This window comes from Diaphorobacter sp. HDW4B (assembly GCF_011305535.1).
Classification (GTDB): Bacteria; Pseudomonadota; Gammaproteobacteria; order Burkholderiales; family Burkholderiaceae_C; genus Diaphorobacter_A.
Genome location: NZ_CP049905.1, coordinates 3216386 through 3235636, shown reverse-complemented (window position 1 = coordinate 3235636; position 19251 = coordinate 3216386). Strand labels below are relative to the sequence as shown.

Annotated in this window: 18 protein-coding genes; 3 read left to right on the top strand and 15 right to left on the bottom strand. The window is 61.4% G+C overall.

Annotated features, from left to right (window positions below; genetic code table 11):
- Positions 1-29: 29 nt before the first annotated feature.
- The 11 genes from G7048_RS14770 to G7048_RS14720 all read right to left on the bottom strand — a co-directional run bounded on the left by G7048_RS14770 (position 30) and on the right by G7048_RS14720 (position 11028).
- Positions 30-1007, bottom strand: a complete 978-nt coding sequence (locus tag G7048_RS14770; protein ID WP_166068868.1) for a nitronate monooxygenase family protein — start codon at positions 1005-1007, stop codon at positions 30-32.
- Positions 1008-1019: 12 nt separating this feature from the next.
- Positions 1020-2018, bottom strand: coding sequence for a tripartite tricarboxylate transporter substrate binding protein (locus tag G7048_RS14765; protein ID WP_166070983.1), 999 nt, complete (start codon positions 2016-2018; stop codon positions 1020-1022).
- A gap of 101 nt (positions 2019-2119) precedes the next feature.
- On the bottom strand, positions 2120-3355 hold the full coding sequence (locus G7048_RS14760; RefSeq protein WP_166068867.1) for a CaiB/BaiF CoA-transferase family protein: 1236 nt from the start codon (positions 3353-3355) through the stop codon (positions 2120-2122).
- A gap of 119 nt (positions 3356-3474) precedes the next feature.
- Positions 3475-4644, bottom strand: coding sequence for an acetylornithine deacetylase (gene argE, locus G7048_RS14755; RefSeq protein ID WP_166068866.1), 1170 nt, complete (start codon positions 4642-4644; stop codon positions 3475-3477).
- The gene (locus G7048_RS14750; protein ID WP_166068865.1) at positions 4637-5311 is read right to left on the bottom strand and encodes a DUF1028 domain-containing protein; all 675 of its coding nucleotides are present in this window, start codon (positions 5309-5311) and stop codon (positions 4637-4639) included. The genes argE and G7048_RS14750 overlap by 8 nt, the downstream gene beginning before the upstream one ends.
- Before the next feature lie 236 nt (positions 5312-5547).
- Positions 5548-5979: a RidA family protein gene (locus G7048_RS14745; RefSeq protein WP_166070982.1), complete on the bottom strand. Its 432-nt coding sequence runs from the start codon at positions 5977-5979 to the stop codon at positions 5548-5550.
- A 63-nt stretch (positions 5980-6042) separates the two neighbouring features.
- Complete coding sequence (locus G7048_RS14740) at positions 6043-7311, bottom strand: NAD(P)/FAD-dependent oxidoreductase (RefSeq protein WP_166068864.1); 1269 nt, start codon at positions 7309-7311, stop codon at positions 6043-6045.
- Between the two features lie 107 nt (positions 7312-7418).
- A complete protein-coding gene (locus G7048_RS14735; protein ID WP_166068863.1) occupies positions 7419-8117 on the bottom strand; it encodes an ABC transporter ATP-binding protein in 699 nt (232 codons plus the stop codon).
- Positions 8110-8940, bottom strand: coding sequence for an ABC transporter ATP-binding protein (locus tag G7048_RS14730; RefSeq protein WP_166068862.1), 831 nt, complete (start codon positions 8938-8940; stop codon positions 8110-8112). Before G7048_RS14730 ends, G7048_RS14735 begins: the two co-directional genes overlap by 8 nt.
- A complete protein-coding gene (locus G7048_RS14725) occupies positions 8930-10111 on the bottom strand; it encodes a branched-chain amino acid ABC transporter permease (protein WP_166068861.1) in 1182 nt (393 codons plus the stop codon). The genes G7048_RS14730 and G7048_RS14725 overlap by 11 nt, the downstream gene beginning before the upstream one ends.
- On the bottom strand, positions 10111-11028 hold the full coding sequence (locus G7048_RS14720) for a branched-chain amino acid ABC transporter permease (RefSeq protein ID WP_166068860.1): 918 nt from the start codon (positions 11026-11028) through the stop codon (positions 10111-10113). The genes G7048_RS14725 and G7048_RS14720 overlap by 1 nt, the downstream gene beginning before the upstream one ends.
- 252 nt (positions 11029-11280) lie before the next feature.
- Between G7048_RS14720 and G7048_RS14715 the strand changes: the two genes are divergently transcribed.
- From G7048_RS14715 to G7048_RS14705, 3 genes are all read left to right on the top strand, one after another.
- Entirely contained in the window at positions 11281-12429 is a 1149-nt protein-coding gene (locus G7048_RS14715; RefSeq protein WP_166068859.1) for a branched-chain amino acid ABC transporter substrate-binding protein, read from the top strand.
- A gap of 84 nt (positions 12430-12513) precedes the next feature.
- Positions 12514-14031, top strand: coding sequence for a 4-hydroxyphenylacetate 3-hydroxylase family protein (locus G7048_RS14710; protein WP_166068858.1), 1518 nt, complete (start codon positions 12514-12516; stop codon positions 14029-14031).
- Positions 14032-14242: 211 nt separating this feature from the next.
- Positions 14243-15244, top strand: a complete 1002-nt coding sequence (locus tag G7048_RS14705) for a LysR family transcriptional regulator (RefSeq protein WP_166068857.1) — start codon at positions 14243-14245, stop codon at positions 15242-15244.
- Positions 15245-15255: 11 nt separating this feature from the next.
- Here G7048_RS14705 and G7048_RS14700 read toward each other — a convergent pair whose 3' ends face one another.
- The 4 genes from G7048_RS14700 to G7048_RS14685 form a co-directional block, all read right to left on the bottom strand.
- Positions 15256-16218, bottom strand: coding sequence for an aldo/keto reductase (locus G7048_RS14700; protein ID WP_166068856.1), 963 nt, complete (start codon positions 16216-16218; stop codon positions 15256-15258).
- Between the two features lie 331 nt (positions 16219-16549).
- Positions 16550-17425 carry a protease HtpX gene (gene htpX, locus G7048_RS14695; RefSeq protein WP_166068855.1) on the bottom strand — a complete coding sequence of 292 codons (876 nt, stop codon included), beginning with the start codon at positions 17423-17425 and terminating at the stop codon, positions 16550-16552.
- 166 nt (positions 17426-17591) lie between these two features.
- The gene (locus tag G7048_RS14690; RefSeq protein ID WP_166068854.1) at positions 17592-18404 is read right to left on the bottom strand and encodes a DUF3025 domain-containing protein; all 813 of its coding nucleotides are present in this window, start codon (positions 18402-18404) and stop codon (positions 17592-17594) included.
- The gene (locus tag G7048_RS14685) at positions 18401-19231 is read right to left on the bottom strand and encodes an NYN domain-containing protein (RefSeq protein WP_166068853.1); all 831 of its coding nucleotides are present in this window, start codon (positions 19229-19231) and stop codon (positions 18401-18403) included. Before G7048_RS14685 ends, G7048_RS14690 begins: the two co-directional genes overlap by 4 nt.
- Positions 19232-19251: the final 20 nt, after the last annotated feature.

Sequence of the window (19251 nt, the reverse complement as noted above, 5' to 3'; positions counted from 1 at the left end):
CGGTGAACGCGTTGAACATCAATCGGCCATCAGGCAGCGGCGAACCCAGTCAACCGCTTCTCGATGATGCCATGGGCCTCGCGCATGATGTGGTCGATGAGCTGCTGCACCGTGGGCACGTCGTGGATCAGCCCCACGACCATTCCGCAGGACCACACGCCGCTTTGCATGTCGCCCTGCTGCATGATGCGCGGATAGGCACCCGCGAGTTCGGGCGCGATGTCTTCGAAGCGGATGTTGCCGCCCAGTTCGCGCTCCTTGCGCAGCACTTCCTGCGTTGCCGCGTTGGCGAACACGCGCTCGGTGTTGCGCAGCGGGCGCATGATGATGCGCGTGTCCAGCTCGCTCGCGCCCACGATGGCCTGCTTGACGTTGTCGTGAATGGGTGCCTCCTGGGTCGCCATGAAACGCGTGCCCATGTTCATGCCATCCGCGCCGAGCGCGAGCGCCGCCACCAGCGATCGTCCATCGGCCATGCCGCCGGATGCGACGAACGGAATTTTGAGTTCCTCGGCCGCGCGCGGCAGCAGTATGAAGTTGGGCACATCGTCCTCGCCGGGATGACCGCCGCATTCAAAACCATCCACGCTGATCGCATCGCAGCCAATCGATTCGGCCTTGAGCGCATGGCGCACCGAGGTGCATTTGTGGATCACCTTGATGCCCGCGTCCTTCATCATCGGCAACCACTTCTGCGGGTTGTTGCCCGCCGTCTCCACGACCTTCACACCGCCGTCGATGATGGCGCGGATGTAGCCCGCGTAGTCAGGCGGGTTCACTGCCGGCAGAAAGCTCAGGTTCACGCCGAAGGGCTTGTCCGTCATCTCGCGGCAACGGGCGATCTCCTTGGCCAGCAGTTCCGGCGTGCGCTGCGTGAGCCCGGTGACGATGCCCAGTCCCCCGGCATTCGACACGGCGGAGGCCAGCTCCGCCAGCCCCACGTAGTGCATGCCGCCCTGGATGATGGGATGCTCGATGCCGAAGAGTTCGGTGATGCGCGTCTTCATGCGTGATGTCCTTCAGTCGAGTTTGGCTCCAGCCGTTTCCACCAGCGCCCTCCACACCGGCATGTCGCGCTGGTAGTTTTCGCGGAACTGCTCGGGCGTGCTCATCATCGGTGCAAAGCCCGCGCCGGTGATGCGCTCCTGCACCTTGGCATCCTTGGAGACTTCGAGCAGATGCGCGTAGAGCTGCGCGATGATGTCTTTGGGCACACCAGACGGCGCACCCATGGCGATCCAGCCGACCAGCGAGAACGCATCGTCCTGCACGCCCTGCTCGTAGATCGTCGGCACATCGGGCATCACCACCATGCGCTGACGGCCGGTCACTCCAATCGCCTTGAGTCGCCCGGTGTCCACATGCGGCTTGACGCTTTGGGCGCTCAGAAAGCCAAACTGGTATTGCCCGCTGATGAGCTCCTGCACCGCCTGACTCTCGCCTTTGTATGCGGCGTGGTTCATGTCGGAGTTGGTGATCTTGCTGATGTAAGCCCCCGCCAGATGCGCATACGAACCCACGCCATACGAGCCATAGCTCAGCTTGCCGCGATTCGCCTTGGCGTAGGCCAGCAGCTCCTTCATGTTTTTGACCGGCACGGACGGATGCACCGCCAGCACCACCGGCGCAGTGCTTACCTGCGACACAAACGACAGATCCTTGATCGGGTTGTACGGCAGCTTGGTGTAAAGATACTGATTGACGAGCATCGAAGAGCTCAGCGACATCAGCAAGGTATGCCCATCGGGCACCGCCTTGGCCACCGCTTCCGTTCCGACAATCCCGGACGCTCCGGGCCGGTTATCGACGATCACCGGCTGCCCGACGCGCTTGGACAGCCCTTCACCAAACGCACGCGCCAGAATGTCCGTCGCACCACCTGCCGCGTAGGGCACGATCAGCTTGATGGGCTTGGTGGGCCAATGGGCCGATTGCGCATGGACATGGGGCAGCAACTGTGCGCCTGCCAAGGCTGCCGCGCCTTGCAACAAGGTACGGCGCTGGATCGTCTTGGACATGTTGTTGTGGCTCATTCGCTCGTCTCCTTCAGAAAGCTGCCGATTGCGGCAGCGACATCGAACCGGGAACGCAGAACTCTCGAATCACGTGCAGAAAAAAGTCATTCGTCGGGCAAGGTCAGCACGCCCTTGTCGCGCAACTGCGCAAGCTGTTCGTCGCTCATGGCCAGCAGATGGCGCAACACCTCGCGCGTGCCTTCGCCCAAAGTAGGCGGCGCGCTGCGAATCGGCAAACGCTTGCCATTCATGCGCACGGGGGGAGCAAACACGGGCGTGGTGCCGACGACGGGATGCGGCATGTCCTGCACCAGATCGCTGCGGCGCGTGCGCTCGCTGGTCAGCGCCTCATGCAGGCCCAGCACCTCGCCGCAGGGAATGCCCGCCTTGCGCAAGCGCTCAAGCAGCACATCACGCTTGTGCGAGTGGATCAGCTCCTTGAGCATGGGCGTCAGCGCCAGCCGATTCTTCGCACGGTTTACGTTGTTCGCAAAACGTTCATCTGCCACGATGTCCGGGCGCTCCAGCACCACGCGGCAGAATTTTTCAAATTGCGCATTGGTGCCTACGGTAATGATCAAAGGCCCATCCGCTGCTTCATACATGCCGTAAGGCACGATGGACGGATGCGCATTGCCGTAGCGTTCGGGATCGTGGCCGAGCTTGAGCGCATCCAGCCCGTAGTAGCCCGTGACCATCACACCGCAGTCATACAGCGCCATCTCGATGAAGCGCCCCTGCCCCGTGCGTTCCCGCTTGAACAGCGCGGCCAGCACCGCTTGCGCCGCCGTCATGCCAGTCATCAGATCGACCACCGCCACGCCGAATTTGAGCGGTGGTTGTTCCTTCTCGCCGTTCAGCGCCATCAGGCCCGACTCGCCCTGAATCACCAGGTCGTAACCCGGCCGCTGCGCCTCCGGTCCGCTGCTGTCGTAACCCGCCACGGCCACATAGACAAGATCGGGCTTGATCGCCTTGAGCTGCTCATAACCCAACCCCAGCTTTTCCGCACCGCCCGATTTGAAATTGTGAATCACCACATCGCATTGCGGCAGCAGCTCATGCACGATGCGGATGGCTTCCGGCGTCTGCAGATCCAGCGTGACCGACCGCTTGTTGCGGTTCATGCTGTTGTAATAGGTGGTCTCCGTCTTGCCGATGCGCATGCCCCAGTCACGCGTATCGTCGCCGCGCGCGGGATGCTCCACCTTGATGACCTCCGCACCGTAGTCAGCCAGCACCTGACCGCACAGCGGCCCGGCAAACACGCGCGAGAGGTCCAGCACGCGGACACCCGCAAGCGGCAGGTCGAGCTCTTGATCGGCACCATTCGCAGCCATGAGAAAGCCTCCTTGTCGAAGACTCCCATTGTGTTTGCCACGGCGCGGAATGGGCTATTGCAAATTGCTGAACCTCTGGTTTACCCCAGTCCGAATTTCAGCAATTGCGCTTATTGCATTTATGTGCTCTCGCTCAGATGTTGAACCAGCCTTCGGAGCATCGCGTCGCACCCATCGAGTTGCGCGACCGTGACGAATTCGTCCGGCTTGTGCCCCTGATCCATGCTGCCCGGCCCACAGACGATGGAGGGTATTCCCGACTGCATGTAAAGCCCGCCCTCCGTGCCATACGCCACCGTGCCGAAGTCCGTCGAGCCGCTGAGCCAACCCAGCAACTTGGCCGCATCGCTGTCGCGCGGTGTGACGAGCCCTGGATAAGCACTCAGTTCCTTGAATTCGATGCCCGCTTCCGGCTTCACCGCCTGCATCTTCGGCAGCAATTCGCTGCTCGCAAAACCCTGCAGTTCGTTGACGACCTCGCGCACATCGTAGTCCGGCAAGGCCCGCACCTCGAAGTCGAACTCGCATTCTGCAGGCACGATGTTGAGCGCGCGACCGCCCTTGATCACGCCGGTCTGCACGGTCGAGAATGGTGGGTCGAAACGTGCATCGTGCAATTCGGGCTTGGCGAGTTGCGCGCCGATGTCACCCAGTTTTCCGATCATGCGCGCCGCATATTCAATCGCGTTCACGCCATACGGCGCATAGGCCGAGTGACACGCCGCGCCCTTCACGCAACAACGCATCGCGAGCTTGCCCTTGTGGCCGAGCACCGGTTTGAGTTCTGTGGGTTCACCGATCAGACACAGGTCCGGCTTGATGGTCCGCTTCGCCAACTCGGCCAGCATGGGACGCACGCCCAGACAGCCGATTTCCTCGTCGTACGAAAACGCCAGATGCAAGGGTTGCTTGAGCGCCGCGCGCGTGAAATGCGGCACCGCAGCCAGCGCACAGGCGATGAAGCCCTTCATGTCCGCCGTGCCACGTCCGTAGAAACGCCCATCGCGCTCGAGCAGCTTGAACGGATCGACGGTCCATGCCTGCCCATCGACCGGCACCACATCCGTGTGGCCCGACACCGCAACGCCCGGCTTGTCGGTCGGTCCGATGGTGGCGAACAGGCTGGCCTTGTTGCGCTCTGCGTTGTAGAACAGTTCTGCCTTCACACCATGCTGCGCAAGATAGTCGCGCATGAAGACGATCAGGTCCAGATTCGAATCACGGCTCACGGTGGGAAAGCCGATGAGCCGCTCCAGCATCTGGCGGCTGGTGAGTTCGCTGCTACTCATCGCCCGGCACTCCGTAGCTTGGCGCAGCGGTGGGATTCACCGCGCGCATCTGATAGTCCTGCATCTGCGGCTTGTAGGCAATCCAGAGCTTCTCCAGCTCCGCAATCGGGTCGGCCTCGGTCCAATCCACACGCAGATCGGCCATCGGCCAGATGTGCTCGCCCGCAATCTTGAGCGCAGCGGAATGTACCGGCCCCGCTTCGCCGCCTGCCGCCATCGCAGCCTTCATGGCGGCGATCAGTCGTTCGGCGAGCGGGCCCGTGGTGTTCTCGAACGCAGGAATCATCGCGTCGATCACCTTGGTGCTCGACAGCAGATTGCCACCGGCAACGCATTGCTTGCCCGATGCGCTGGTGAAGATGCCCAGCGCTTCCTTGCCGGTGAAGACAGCCGTGCGGCCTTGCGCATCGACGACCGTGACCTGGCGATATTCCGGCCAGCTCTTGTCATCCAGCGCCTGCTTGAGTGCGTCCTGCGGCGAGGCACCCTTTTCCAGCAGATCCAGCACACGCGGACCCAGCGCCGGCAAGGTGATGTTCTGCGTGGAGACAACGCCCACGCCCGCGCGCACCCAAGGGCAGCGCGCACCCACGGCAATGCTGGACGAACTGATGGCAACGCCCAGTTGTCCGGTTTTTTCGCAGCGACCCACAATCGAAAAAGTCATGGTCGTATCTCCTTCTTAGCTTTGCACACGAAGCCTTTGGCTTCGATGGGTGCTTCCTTTTGAGGCGACGAGATGACCCGCCATGCGTTGTTGCGAAGCCTTGCCGTACATGTGTACTGTCTGCGGCTTCGACGCCTAGTCTGGCGGGCCATCTCGTCGTTGTGGTGGTGTGTTCCGGCATCCGTTCGCGTTGCATTGGCCCGATGAAATGAATACAGGAACTCGCGTTGACTTCTTCAAGCCTTCACGGGTTGCCAGTCGTCCGGAATCACGGCGATCACGTCGATCTCCATGAGCCATTGCGGCTGGGCCAGTGCAGAGACGCACAGACCTGTCGAGATCGGATACACGCCCTTGAGCCACTTGCCGACTTCGCGGTACACCGGTTCGCGATAACGCGGGTCGGTGATGTAGGTAGTGGTCTTGACCACATGCGAAAGATCGCTGCCCGCCTCTTCCAGCAGTTGCTTGAGATTCTTCATCGCTTGCTCGGCCTGCTTCTGCGGATCGCCGAGACCGACCAGATTGCCAGCAAAGTCAGTGCCCACCTGACCACGCACGTAGACGGTGTTGCCCGCACGAACGGCCTGACACAGGTCGTTGTCCAGTGATTGATTGGGATAGGTTTCCTTCGTATTGAACATACGAATGCGGGTGTGTGTCGGCATCATTTTTCTCCGGTTGGATGAAGCCCCAGGGCTTCGATGTGTGGTTCGGTTCGGTGTGGCTTATTACTTCTTCTTTTGCGCCGCAGCGTGGTAGTCGCTGTAACGGCGTTGCTTGGCGATGTGATCGGCCACATGCTTGGCGTCGTGCCACACGCCCCAGATGAAGGACGATCCACGGCGCGAGAGCCATGGCAGGCCGAGGAAGTAAACGCCCGGCTCGTAGGACACGCCACGATGGTGCTTGGGCTTGCCGTTGGCATCGAAGGTATCGACCTGCAGCCAACTGAAGTCCACCTTGTAGCCTGTGGCCCATATGATGCTGGTAATGCCTGCTTCGGCCAGATCGAGTTCCTTGATCGGATGGGCGACGCACTCGGGGTCGGGCAGGCGCTTGCGTGCCTCCGGTTCTTCCGGCAGATCGATGCCGTTTTTCTTGATGTATTCATCCGCGGCGTCGAGCATGCCAAGGTAATTCGCATCGCCGTTGGCGATGTTTTCGGCGAGGTCGTTCTTGAACTTCACCTTGCCGTCGGCAAACGATTCGGTCAGGCCCACCAGCGTGATGCCCTGATGACCCAGAGCGCGGAAGTCCACGGTGTGACCGCCGCGTGCGCCGCTCACGGCAATGGTCACATGCTCGCGACCGGGCTTGGCGATCTCGGCATCCCATTCACCCAGCACGCCCAACCACCAGCAGAAGTCACGTTCGCGGTAGGAGCGAGGAGGACGATCATGCGCACCGACCGAGAGATAGACCTTGCGGCCCGCGCGCTGCAGCTCGTCGGCAATCTGCACGCCCGAAGAACCTGCACCCACCACCAGCACAGCACCTGCTGGCAACTGCTCGGGGTTGTAGTACGCAGCAGAGTGAATCTGATGAATCTTCGAATCCTTGGGCGCAATCGGTGGAATCACAGGCACCTGAAACGGGCCGGTTGCGGAGACCACGCTGTTGGCCTGAATCACGCCTTCCGACGTCTCGACCGTGAAGCCCGGCTTGCCTTGATTGCGTGTGATTTTGTTCACCGTGACACCGGTACGCACGGGCGCATTGATGTGCTTGACGTAGTCTTCGAAGTAGTCCGCCACCTCGTCCTTGGCTGGAAAACCATCGGGACTGGTCTTGAACTCCATGCCCGGAAATCGGTCATGCCATGCAGGACCATTGGCCACCAGCGAGTCCCAGCGTCCGGTGCGCCAGGCCTCGGCGATGCGCTTGCGCTCCAGCACCAGATGAGGAACGCCGAGCTTGCTCAGATGTTCACTGGCGGCGATGCCAGCCTGGCCGGCGCCGACCACGAGCGTGTCGATTGTTTGGATTTCAGCTGTCATGGCATTTACTCTCAGGAAAAAGGCGTGAGTCGGTCCTGCACCGGCTCCTTATGGCCGTTGCAAGCGGTTCAGGCGAAAAATCAAAAATGAAGTCGTTGTGCTTATGGCTACAGGTAAAGGTGCTTCACCACATCGTTGTTGAGCAGTTCCTCTGCCGTTCCGGAAGCCACCAGTTGGCCCTTGAGCAGCAGATAGCCCGAGTGCGCAATCGACAGCGCGGCTTCCGCGTTCTGCTCGATCAGCAGCACCGTGATGCCATGTTGGTGAATCCGCTCCACGGTCTCGAAATACTCTTCGATGAGCTTGGGCGACAGACCCAGCGTGGGCTCGTCCATCACCACCAGTTGGGGATTGCCCATGAGCACGCGGCCCAAAGCCACCATGGCCTGCTCACCGCCGGACAGCGTGCCCGCCGTCTGTGCAATGCGCTCGCCGACACGCGGGAACAGCGCCACCACGCGCTCCAGCGCCTTGGAAAAACTTTCCTTGGGTCGCAACGCGTCGTAGCCGATCTGCAGGTTTTCCTGCACCGTAAGCTCGGGGAACAGGCGACGGCCTTCGGGCACAAAGCCCACGCCCAGCGCCGCCAGCTCTTCGGTGCGCATGCGAGCCAGTTCCTTGCCCATGATGCGGATCGATCCGTGATAGACCGGCAGCAGTCCTGCGATCGCTTTGAAGGTGGTCGTCTTGCCTGCACCGTTGGGGCCGAGCAGACAGACGATGCTGCCCTCAGGTACCTTGAGCGATACCTTGTTGAGCATGTTGACCACGCCATAGCGCGTGCTGATGGAGTCGATTTCAAGCATGGCTGCTGGCCTTTCTGCCCAGATAGGCTTCCTGAACGCGCGGCAGTTGACGCACCACTTCAAAGGTGTCGTCGCCGATCTTGCGTCCGTAATCCAGCACCATCACGCGGTTGGGCAAAGTGGCGATGAGGCGCATGTCGTGTTCGATGATGATGAAGCTGAGCTTGGGGTTCTGCTCGCGCAGGCGCTGGATGTCGGCGATCAGTGCATCGGTGTCGCGGTCGTCCATGCCGCTCGAAGGTTCGTCGAGCAGCACGATCTTGGGTTCGGTCGCCAGCGCACGTGCGATCTCCAGGCGACGACGGTCGGCCTGCGGCAGGCTGCTGGCAAGCACATTGCGGCGCTCATACAGGTCGTGCGACACGCTCTTGAGCAGCTCGCAGGCGCGATCGGCGCAGCGGTTCATTTCCGCCTTGGACTTGCCGGGCCTGAGCAGTGCGGTGATCACACCGCTCTTGGTGCGCGAGTGCATGCCGATGATGACGTTGTCGAGCACGCTCAGGCTTCCGAACAAGCGGCTGGTCTGGAACGTGCGCGCAATCCCTGCGCCTGCAATCTCGTAAGCGGGCACGCCCTTGAGCGATTGGCCTTCGAGCAGCACATCGCCCTCGGTGGGAACGTAGATGCCGGTCAGCAGATTCAGCAGCGTTGACTTGCCCGCGCCGTTCGGCCCGATGATGCCCAGCACTTCGCCGGTCGCCAGATGGATGTCCACGCCCTGCACCGCCGTCAAGCCGCCGAAGCGCATCGTGAGGCCGCGACCTTCGAGCACCAGCGGTCCCGAGGCTGCAGCGCGTGGGGTGTTCGTCGATTCAATGCTCATGGTTGCGCACTCGCTGAGGGAAGATGCCGCGTGGACGGATGATCAGGAAGGCGATCACGACGAGGCCGTAGAACAGGATGCGGTAGTCGGAGAACGCACGCAGCTTCTCGGGCAGCATGGTCAGCAGGAAGGCACCGACGATCACGCCCAGCGTGTTGTCCATGCCGCCCGCAATCACCATGGTCATGATGGTCACCGAGACCAGGAAGGTGAAGTTGTCCGGCGAGATGAAGCTCACGTAGAACGCATACACCGTGCCCGCAAAACCTGCGAGAAACGCGTCCACGGCAAACGCCTTCACCTTGAACCAGGTGACGTTGATGCCGCAGGCACGCGCCGCGATTTCGTCGTCGCGCAGCGCATTCCACGCCAGCCCGACACGCGAGCTGTGCAGGCGCTGAGCCGACACGATGGCGATGCCGAGCAAGGCCACGGCCACGTAGTAGAAGTTGGCTTGCCCCGGCAGACTGTGGCCGAACAGCGTGATCGGATCATTGAACGAATGGCCGAAGAAGGTAGGCGTTGGAATGCCTACCAGCCCGTTGGCTCCGCCCGTCCACTCCAGATTCATCAGCAACTGGTGCACGACGATGCCGAACGCAATGGTCACCAGCGCCTGGTAGCTGTCGCGAGTGCGCATGGATGGCAAGCCCAGCAGAAAGCCGAAGATCGTCGCGACGATGGCGGCCACCACGAGACAGACCCAGAAGCTCACGCCGAAGTGAATCGCCAGCAATGCCGAGGCATAGGCCCCGATGCCGTAGGACGCGCCGGTGGCGAAGTTGGGAATGTTGGCGCTGCCGAGCTGGAAGTTCAGCGCCAGCGCCAACACCGCGTAGAGGCAGGCGATGATCATCAGGTGCATGGCGTAGCTGTCACCATTGAGCACCCACGGGAACACCAGCGCGAGCACGATGCCCAGGCTGACCGACAGCGTCTTGCACTGGCTGAACGCGGCCACGATGCGGTCTTCCAGCGCCGGGCGCTTTTGCACGGCGACGAGTGCGATGGCAAAGCAGGCCAGCAGCACCAGCACGGTGACCCAGCTTTCGGCCAACAGAAAGTAGCGCAGCAGCACCGCGCCGCCCACACACACGCCGAGCACAATGGCGGCGGAGCTCATGCGATCCGATGCAGGCATCGCTGTCGTTGTTGTCGTGCTTGTCTGCATCACACCTTCTCCATTTTCTGAACGCCGAACAGACCGGCGGGACGGAAGATCAGCACCAGAATCACCAGCGCGAACACGAACACCAGGCGATACGAAGTTCCGTTGGGAACGTAGCCCTGCACAATGGTTTCGATGGCAGCGATCAGCAGGCTTCCGATGATCGCGCCGCCCAGACGGCCGAGCCCGCCCACGACGGCGGCCGAGAATCCGATGAGACCGGCTTGAACGCCGAAATCGAAACGCACCACACCGGCATAGCTCGCAAGGAAAATGCCGCCCACCGCACCGACCGCGGAAGCGATGAAGAACGTGTTGCGAAACACCGGACCCGGAGCGATGGAAAACAGACGCGCGGTTTCGCGGTCCTGCGACACTGCACGAATGCGCATGCCCATGGGGGTGTGGTGCAGCACATAGAGCAACCCACCCACCAGCACCACCGACACGAGCACCGACACCACGCTGATCATCGGCAGAGCGCCGAACGGAGTGGAAATCGCGCCTTGCGCAATGGCCGGAAACGCGTGCGGGTTGCTGCCCTGTGGGTACAGATGGCGGATCAGTTCGCGGATGACGATACCGAGTGCCACCGTGGCCACCAGCGGCATCATTGCAGGCGCATCCCTGAACCGGCTGATGACCAACCGGTCGAGCGCGATGCCCAGCCCTCCCACAGCCGCGATGGCGATCAGGCATGCCAGCCCGAGGATCACCCAGGTCGCCGATCCGCCCATGGACGCAGCCAACGCCTGAACGGCAGCGAGCGCGATGAACGGAGCCACCATGGCGACGTCGCCATGGGAAAAGTGAATCACTTGCAACACACCAAACAACAGGCTGAATCCCAGGGCAAGCAGGCTGTAGATGCAGCCCAGGGTCAGCCAGTTGATGAGTTGCTGGAACAGCGCGTCATTCATTGATCGGTTTCCTATTCGGTTGGTTCGTTCGTCTCCACATACGCAAATATTTAAGCGCGAAACCGCCGAAAACCTGCATCGCATTTACTGACGTGCTGCTTCGGAAAACGCGAACCAGTCCCTCGCTCTGCGGCGATACAGTGAATTCGCGATGTGGATGAAGCGCTTCCTCCCACTTCGAATTTCGCGGCAACGACATGTCGTTGCCACTGCCGCTGTCTTTGCCGTATTCACCAACAGGACTGACCGACCATGCAAGCCCATTCGACCTTCACCGCCCCTTCGTCAGCTCGTCGGCGCTTTGCCGCATCCGCGCTGACCCTTGCCGCTGCCACGCTCGTCAGCGGCGCAGCCTTTGCACAATCCACCGTGAAGCTGGGCTTCATCGGACCGATCAGTGGCGGCAATGCACAGCAGGGCCTGGGGGCAAAGAACGGCTTTCTGCTCGCCATCGACCAATGGAATGCCACACCGGGCGTGCCGTTCAAGGTCCAGGGCGTGGTGCTCGATGACGCATCCGATCCGCAGACCGGCGTGTCCGCAGCACTCAAGCTGGTGAACGACCGCGACATGGTCGGCGCCATCGGCCACTGGAACAGCCCCGTGGCCCTGGCCACACTGCCGGTGTTCAACCGCGTGCAGATGCCCTTCATCGTCTGGGGTGCCATCGGCCCGAAGATCACCGACCAGAACTTCCCCAACACCACCCGCGTGACACCCACGCTGGTCAATGAAAACAAGCCGCTGGCCACCTGGGCCGCGACCGGCTTGAACGCCAAGAAGATCGCCATCATTGCCGACACCAGCGACTACGGACGCGCCAATCTCTCGTCGTTCGGTCAGTTCTTCAAGGCCGAAAAAGGCAGCATCGTGGCCGAGGAAAGCTACCCGGTCGGCACCACCGACTTCCGCTCCATCCTCACCAAGGTGAAGAGCCTGAATCCCGATGCCGTCTACTTCGGCGGCGTGATCACCGAGGCCGGCATCGTGCGCAAGCAGATGGCAGAACTCGGCATGAAGCAGCCGATGCTGGGCATCAGCGGCATGTTCGATCCACAGCTCATCCAGATCGCCGGACCGGCTGCGGACGGCACCATCGTGGGCACGCCCAAGTCGCAGACCAATCCCAAGCTCGACGCCATGCAGAAGGCCTACACGGCCAAGGCCTATGCCGAGCCGGAGAGCCCATACACCAAGTACGCATACGACGCGACCGGCATCCTGCTGCAGTCGCTCAAGACCGCAGGCACCAAGGACAAGGCGGCCATCGCCAAGACCATTCGCGCCATCAGCTATGACGGCGTGACCGGCAAGGTCACCTTCGACACCAATGGCCAGACGCAAGTGCCGGTGGAGCTGCAACTGCATGAGGTGAAGGACGGCAAGTGGGCCAGCCGCTGATTCCGCATTCCGACTGACAATTTCCGGCGGACTGCGGCACAAGCGCAGTCCGCCTTCGCTTTTTTGCACGACAAGAGGCAAACCGTGATCAGAACAGGAACGCAGTACCGCGACTCGATCCGCGATGGCCGTCAGGTGTGGGTCAACGGCGAGCGCGTGAAGGATGTGAGCACGCATCCGATGTTCAAGCCGCTGGTGGACATTCGCGCGCGCATGTACGACATGCAGCACGAGTCCGCGCTGCGAGACACGCTCACCTACGACGAGGGCGACGGCGAGCGCCATGCCATCGCCTACAAGCTGCCGCTGACCCGCCAGGACTGGTGGGACAAGCGACGCGCCACCGATCTGGTGCTCGAAGACATGGGCGGTGTGGTCACGCGAGTGGGCGACGAGACCGTCGGCGAGATGTGGTCGCTGTTCGACGGACAGGACGTGCTGGCCGAACTCGACCCGCGCTTTTCCGCCAACATACGCACGCACATCCACCGGGTGGTGCATGGCGATGTCTTCCACGTCTCGGCCAACACCGACCCCAAGGGAGACCGCTCCAAACTGCCGCAGCAGCAGGACCCTGACGTGTTGCTGCACGTGGTGAAGGAAACCGACGCGGGCGTGATCGTTCGCGGAGCCAAATACGAAACTGCAGCGGCCTATGCCAACCAGGCCTTCACCAAGCCGGCGCTTGCCAGTTGGGGCAACGACGAGCAATCCGAATACGCGATCGGATTCATCTGTGATCTGAGCGCACCGAACCTGCGCTTCATCTGCCGCACCGGCTTTGCGGGACGCGCGTCGAAAGAAGACTATCCGCTGTCCAACCGATTCGACGAGATCGACACCATCGTCGTGTTTGACGACGTGCTGATTCCTTGGGAAAACGTGCTCTTCTACCGCCACACCAAGGCGGCGCAATTCCTCCAGAACACGCTGCACCGCTACTCCGCCTTTGCATTCGTGCAGCGCGGTCTGAAGTTTGCCGACATGCTGATCGGCACGGCGCTGTTCAACACGCGCCAGACTGGCGTGGAAAAAATCCAGGCCGTGCAGGACAAGCTGGCCAAGCTCGCCTGCTACCGCGAGGGCATCAACGCGCATCTCACCGCGTCCATTGCACTGGCCGAGCGCAGCCCCGCCGGGCTGATGATGCCCAACCAGTCGCTTCTCTACACCGGCCGCGTGCTCGCCACCAGCCAGTTGCACGAAATGATGAACACCGTGCGCGACCTCTGCGGTGGACAGATCTGCCTGACGCCCGATCACGCCGATTTCCAGAACGAAGAAACGCGCCCCTGGCTGGAGAAGTTCTACACACTGGGCGAGCACTGGCAGGCCGATGATCGCCGCAAGCTGCTGGCCTATGCGCGCGACCTGCTCAACTCGGACTACGCCAGCCACCGGCTGACCTTTCAGATGTTCGCGCAAAGCCCACCTTATGCGCAAATGGCAGCCGTCTATCAGCATTTTGATTGGGATGCCCCACTCGAATTCGTGGGAAGGTCAGCCGGCCTGTCCGATCGTGTGAAGGGGATCGAAGACCCGCCCACAGAAGGCGACAGCGCCGTTTCGCAGTGGTTCAGGGCCAACGCCGCGCAGGACTGAAGGCATCGTCTTTGCACATGCTCCGCTGTTTGATAATCGAACATTCGAGGGAAGGACCTATTGCATCGCGACTTCCGTGTTGTTTCACTACTCACTTGGAAATCCTGGCCTCCAAGCCAACAGCTCACATGTGCAATTCCATGATCCACGGCGCAAATCGATACGGCACGAAAGAACTGCCGACCGCCAACGCCAGCGCAGGTAACGCAGCGTGTTGACCCGTCTGACCTTCAGGCAACTCGAATACTGCGTGGCTGCAGGCGAGTTCGGCAGCATTGCCGAGGCTGCCAATCGCATTCATGTCTCGCCCTCGTCCATCTCGTCGGCGATCACGCAGGTGGAAGCGGAACTGAAGATTCCGCTGTTCGTGCGTCACCATGCACAAGGTCTGTCCGTCACTCCGGCGGGAGCCGAGGTGCTCAAGGAAATTCGCAACCTGCTCGATCAGGCGATGGCCTTGTATGACGTGGCGGGCAATGTGCAAAGCGAAGTGCGCGGCCCCGTGCGGGTCGGTTGCTTCACCACGCTGGCAGCCATGGTGGCACCCGAGCTGTGCCAGGGATTTGCACGCGCCCATCCGCAGGCCAAGGTCACGCAGATCGAAGACCATCAGGAAGGTTTGATCGACAAGTTGCGCACCGCGCAGATCGACGTGGCCATCACCTACGACCTGCTGGTGGCGGAATCGGACATCGCGTTCGAGCCGCTCGCCTCATTGCCACCCCATGTCATCGTCAGCGAACTCAATCCGCTTGCCAATCACCGCTCGACAACTTTGGAAGAGCTTGCACAGCGTCCCATGGTGCTGCTCGATCTGCCCCTGAGCCGCGACTACTTTCTGTCCCTCTTTCGCGAAGCAGGACTCTCGCCGCTGATCTCCGCGCGCACCGGCAGCCCCGACGTCGTGCGCTCGTTGGTAGCCAACGATGTGGGCTATTCCCTCGTCAACGTGCGCCCGCGCAACCACCATTCGCTCGATGGGAAAAAGCTGGTCAATCTGCATTTGAGCGGCAACCACCGCCCCATGAAACTGGGCCTCGCGTGGGCCAGCGAACAAAAGCCCCGCCATGTCGTCGAGGCCTTCATGCATCGCTGCCGCAGTTTCATCTCCAACGAATACATCCCGGGCATGGCAGCTCCGGGACGTGCAGCGCGATCAGTCAAAAGCACCGTGGCGGCTGAAACAACGGCTGCAGGCAAACAGCCGTCCTGAGCGCTGCCGAATCACTCCGCGCTGGCGACTTCCAACACTTTCAACGCCTCGTCATCCAAGGTCAGACTCGCCGCACGGATCAGCGACTGCAATTGCTCCGGATTGCTCGCACTCGCAATCGGCGCGGCAATCGCAGAGCGCGTGAGCAGCCACGCAATCGCGACTTCGCTGGGTTTGGCGTTCAGGCGCGTGGCGACAGCATCGAGTGCATTCACGATGCGCAAACCACGGTCATTCAGATACAGCCCGACCGTCTTGGGGCCACGCGCACTCTTGTTCACATCAGCAGCCGTGCGGTACTTGCCGGTGAGGAAACCAGCGGCCAGCGCATAGAAATTGATCACGCCCACGCCGCGTTCCGCGCACAGCGTCTGCAGTTCTTTTTCAAACACCGCACGGTCGTACAGGTTGTAGAGCGGCTGCAGGCTTTCATAACGCGCAAGGCGATGCTTCTCGCTCACATCCAGCGCAGCGGCCAACCGCTCGGCCGTGTAGTTCGACGCACCGATCGCGCGCACCTTGCCTGCGGCGATCAAATCGCCAAAAGTGCCCAGCACGTCCTCGAAGGGAATGTTCGGGTCGTCGTCATGCGACTGGTACAGATCGATGTAGTCGGTGTTCAAACGCTTGAGCGACGCATCGACCGCCTGCTTGATGTACTTGGGATGCAGACCCACCTTGCCATCGCCCATGTCCTTGCCCACCTTGGTCGCCAGCACCAGTTGCTTGCGCTTGGCGGGCGACTTCTTGAGCCATTGGCCGATGATGACTTCCGATTCGCCACCCGCATGCCCCGGCACCCAGCGCGAATACACGTCCGCCGTATCGACAAAGTTCATGCCCGAATCCAGCCACGCATCGAGCAACGAAAAACTGGTGGCCTCATCGACCGTCCATCCGAACACATTGCCGCCAAAACACAGCGGAGAAACCTGCAGCGAAGACCGACCAAGCGCACGCGTAGGAAATGACATGAAGCCCCCAGAATTGGATGTTGAAGTAAGTATCCAACCCATTGTGGGGCCCATCCAAAATCAATGCACAGCATTCGGTCTTTCACAGCCAAACCAAGCAGCGAAGACGTCGGTCGCCCCCCAGCCACAACGGCAAGACAGCCCCTCAGGCTAGGCGTCGAAGCCGCAGACAGTACTCTCGTACGGCAAGGCTTCGCAACGACGCATGAGGGGCTGTATTGGCGCCTCAAAACGACCAACCAATCGAAGCCGAACAGGCTTCGTGGACACCCAAAAAAGAAAAAGGCCGTGACATCCGCCACGGCCTTTCAAACACAAAAAACAGAAAGAATTACTGAGCGTTCTGCAGCGCGGCTACGCGCTCTTCGATGGGGGGGTGGGAGCTGAACAGCTTGCCGATGTTGCCGGTGATCCCCATCGCCTGCATGTTCTGCGGCAGCGCGCCGGGATGCATGCCACCCAGTCGATACAGCGCATTCACCATCGGCTGCCTGCGGCCCATGAGTTGTGCAGCACCGGCATCGGCGCGGAACTCGCGCTGGCGGCTGAACCAGGCCACGATGATCGAGGCCAGCACGCCGAACAGAATGTCCAGCACGATGGTGCTGATCATGTAGCCGATGCCGGGACCGGAATTGGCGTTGTCGTCGTTGCGGCGCAGAAAGCTGTCCACCGCATAGCCGATCACGCGCGACAGGAACACGACAAAAGTGTTCATCACGCCCTGGATCAGCGCCATGGTGACCATGTCGCCATTCGCCACGTGAGCGACTTCGTGGCCGATCACGGCCTCGACTTCTTCGCGCGTCATGCCGTGCAGCAGGCCGGTGGACACCGCCACCAGCGACGAGTTCTTGAACGCGCCCGTGGCGAACGCGTTGGGCTCGCCTTCGTAGATGCCGACTTCGGGCATGGCGATGCCTGCCTTGTCGGCAAAGTTGCGCACGGTGTTGACGATCCAGGCCTCATCGGCGTTCTGCGGCTCGTTGATGATCTTCACGCCCATGCTCATCTTGGCCATGGGCTTGCTCATCAGCAGCGAAATGAAAGCGCCGCCCATGCCCATGATGAAGGCGAAACCCAGCAGCGCGCCAAGGTTCAACCCGTTCGCGGTCAGATAGCGGTTCACGCCAAGCAGGTTGGCGACAATGCCCAACACCACCACGACGGCAACGTTGGTCAACAAAAACAAGGCAATGCGTTTCATCGTCAGGTTCTCCACAAAGGGATCACGGAATGCGACTGCAAAAAGTCAGTGGTCTAAAAAACAGAAAAAAAGAAATGGGTGAGCCAAGTCGAGCAGCAGTTCTTCTTGAAGCCGCCGGTTGTAGACCGGAATATGGGGGCTTCAACCCGCTTTTCAACAGGTGCTCTCAGCGGTCTCTTGTTGGGGTGTTTTTCTGAGGGAATCCGCTGCGGAAGACTTGTGAGTCATCATAGAAGCAAAAGTTCTCGTTCTCGCTCCACCACCCCGGGACTCCTAGAACTGGCAGGGGATTGAAAGGCTTGCCCGCGAACACTTGTGCTTCAAAATTCATGCACATCCAGCGATCCGCATCGACGTCGGGCGAGACCGAATCGCCCGCCAGAAACACATGGGCCGTGATGCCCTTGCGCGGCTGCACAAGCTTTTCCAGCAGCGCATGACCGACCGGAATCAGCCGCGCCTGTTGCCACAGCGGCCGCAGTTCCTCGCCCAGCCTGCGCCACTCGCGCTGCCTGAGCGCCTCGCGCAGCGGCTCGGGCGCAATCAGCAGCGCACCATTTTCATCGAACACCGTGATGGCATCGCGCAACGGGCCGCGCACCGAGCCCACGCCCTGCGCTGCGATCGCGCTCGCCTGCCATTGGTTGAGCAGGCGCTTGGTCTGTGGGTAATGCAGCCAGATCAGCCCGTTGAAAAAGTCATGCAGGTTGTCACGCGTGGGCACCTGCCGGGTGTCGAAAATGAACTGTTCGTAAGCCATGCCTGCGGGCAGCGCGTGCTGACCGACAAACCGAACATCGCCGCGCTTTTGCTGCGCCGCATTGAGGGCATCAGCCACGTGCACGCCGCGCAGCACTTGCGCGGCGATTCGCTCGCCGGATTCACACAGTGCGGCAAGCCAGGGGCGTTGCCAGTCGATCAGCGCGAAGGCGTCCAAAGAAGCATCCGCCCCCGCCTCCACCACTCCTGCAAAACTCATGCAGCAGGCGCGCCGTTGCTGCGCGTTGCTGCTCGCTTGTCGCGCACCGAAACACGCGGCGTGCCCTCATCGCGTAACTCGAACGCCTGCGTCGCGTTGAGCAGCTTGGTGAGCGTGGCGTAGCCGTAGTTGCGCGAGTCGAACGAGGTCTTGTTGCCGATCTGCTGACCCACCGCGCCCACACGTGCCCAGCCAGACTCGTCCTGCGAGGCTTGGACGGCATAGCGCAGCAGCGTCATCAGGCGCGAATCCTGACGCAGTTGCGGGCCGGGAATGCGCAGGCGCTCCGTGGCCACAGGCGGGGTCGCCACGGCGGCGGGCGCTTTTCCGGGCTGCGGTGGCGCGGCTGCAGCTTCCGTCGCGGCAATCACCTCGTCGTCGCTCACCAGTGATTCGAGATACAGAAACCGCGAGCAGGCGTTCACAAACGGCTTGGGTGTCTGCTGCGCCCCAAAGCCATAGACGGCCGCGCCCTTGGAGCGCAGGTGCATGACCAGCGGCGTGAAGTCCGCGTCCGACGACACGATGCCGAACGCATCGGGCTTGTCGTTGTAGAGCAGCTCCATCGCGTCCACGGTCATCGCCATGTCGGTGGCGTTCTTCTGCCGCGAATAATCGAACTGCTGCATCGGCAGAATCGCGAATTCGAGCAGCCGGTTCTGCCAGCCGACGAGCCCCGATTTCGTCCAGTTGCCGTATGCACGTCGCACGTTGATTTCACCGAGCGTGGACAGCTCCGTGAGGATCTCGTCGATCTTCTCGGCGGGCGCGTTGTCCGCGTCGATGAGCAGCGCAATGCGCAGTTGGCGTTCGGCAATGGATGGCATCGGGATGCTCCTTTACGCTT

What these genes read in the sequence shown, in the direction of transcription:
- G7048_RS14770 (WP_166068868.1), bottom strand. Translation starts at nt 1,007, where the DNA reads ATGAAGACGCGCATCACCGAACTCTTCGGCATCGAGCATCCCATCATC.
- G7048_RS14765 (WP_166070983.1), bottom strand. Translation starts at nt 2,018, where the DNA reads ATGTCCAAGACGATCCAGCGCCGTACCTTGTTGCAAGGCGCGGCAGCC.
- G7048_RS14760 (WP_166068867.1), bottom strand. Translation starts at nt 3,355, where the DNA reads ATGGCTGCGAATGGTGCCGATCAAGAGCTCGACCTGCCGCTTGCGGGT.
- argE (WP_166068866.1), bottom strand. Translation starts at nt 4,644, where the DNA reads ATGAGTAGCAGCGAACTCACCAGCCGCCAGATGCTGGAGCGGCTCATC.
- G7048_RS14750 (WP_166068865.1), bottom strand. Translation starts at nt 5,311, where the DNA reads ATGACTTTTTCGATTGTGGGTCGCTGCGAAAAAACCGGACAACTGGGC.
- G7048_RS14745 (WP_166070982.1), bottom strand. Translation starts at nt 5,979, where the DNA reads ATGCCGACACACACCCGCATTCGTATGTTCAATACGAAGGAAACCTAT.
- G7048_RS14740 (WP_166068864.1), bottom strand. Translation starts at nt 7,311, where the DNA reads ATGACAGCTGAAATCCAAACAATCGACACGCTCGTGGTCGGCGCCGGC.
- G7048_RS14735 (WP_166068863.1), bottom strand. Translation starts at nt 8,117, where the DNA reads ATGCTTGAAATCGACTCCATCAGCACGCGCTATGGCGTGGTCAACATG.
- G7048_RS14730 (WP_166068862.1), bottom strand. Translation starts at nt 8,940, where the DNA reads ATGAGCATTGAATCGACGAACACCCCACGCGCTGCAGCCTCGGGACCG.
- G7048_RS14725 (WP_166068861.1), bottom strand. Translation starts at nt 10,111, where the DNA reads ATGCAGACAAGCACGACAACAACGACAGCGATGCCTGCATCGGATCGC.
- G7048_RS14720 (WP_166068860.1), bottom strand. Translation starts at nt 11,028, where the DNA reads ATGAATGACGCGCTGTTCCAGCAACTCATCAACTGGCTGACCCTGGGC.
- G7048_RS14715 (WP_166068859.1), top strand. Translation starts at nt 11,281, where the DNA reads ATGCAAGCCCATTCGACCTTCACCGCCCCTTCGTCAGCTCGTCGGCGC.
- G7048_RS14700 (WP_166068856.1), bottom strand. Translation starts at nt 16,218, where the DNA reads ATGTCATTTCCTACGCGTGCGCTTGGTCGGTCTTCGCTGCAGGTTTCT.
- htpX (WP_166068855.1), bottom strand. Translation starts at nt 17,425, where the DNA reads ATGAAACGCATTGCCTTGTTTTTGTTGACCAACGTTGCCGTCGTGGTG.
- G7048_RS14690 (WP_166068854.1), bottom strand. Translation starts at nt 18,404, where the DNA reads ATGAGTTTTGCAGGAGTGGTGGAGGCGGGGGCGGATGCTTCTTTGGAC.
- G7048_RS14685 (WP_166068853.1), bottom strand. Translation starts at nt 19,231, where the DNA reads ATGCCATCCATTGCCGAACGCCAACTGCGCATTGCGCTGCTCATCGAC.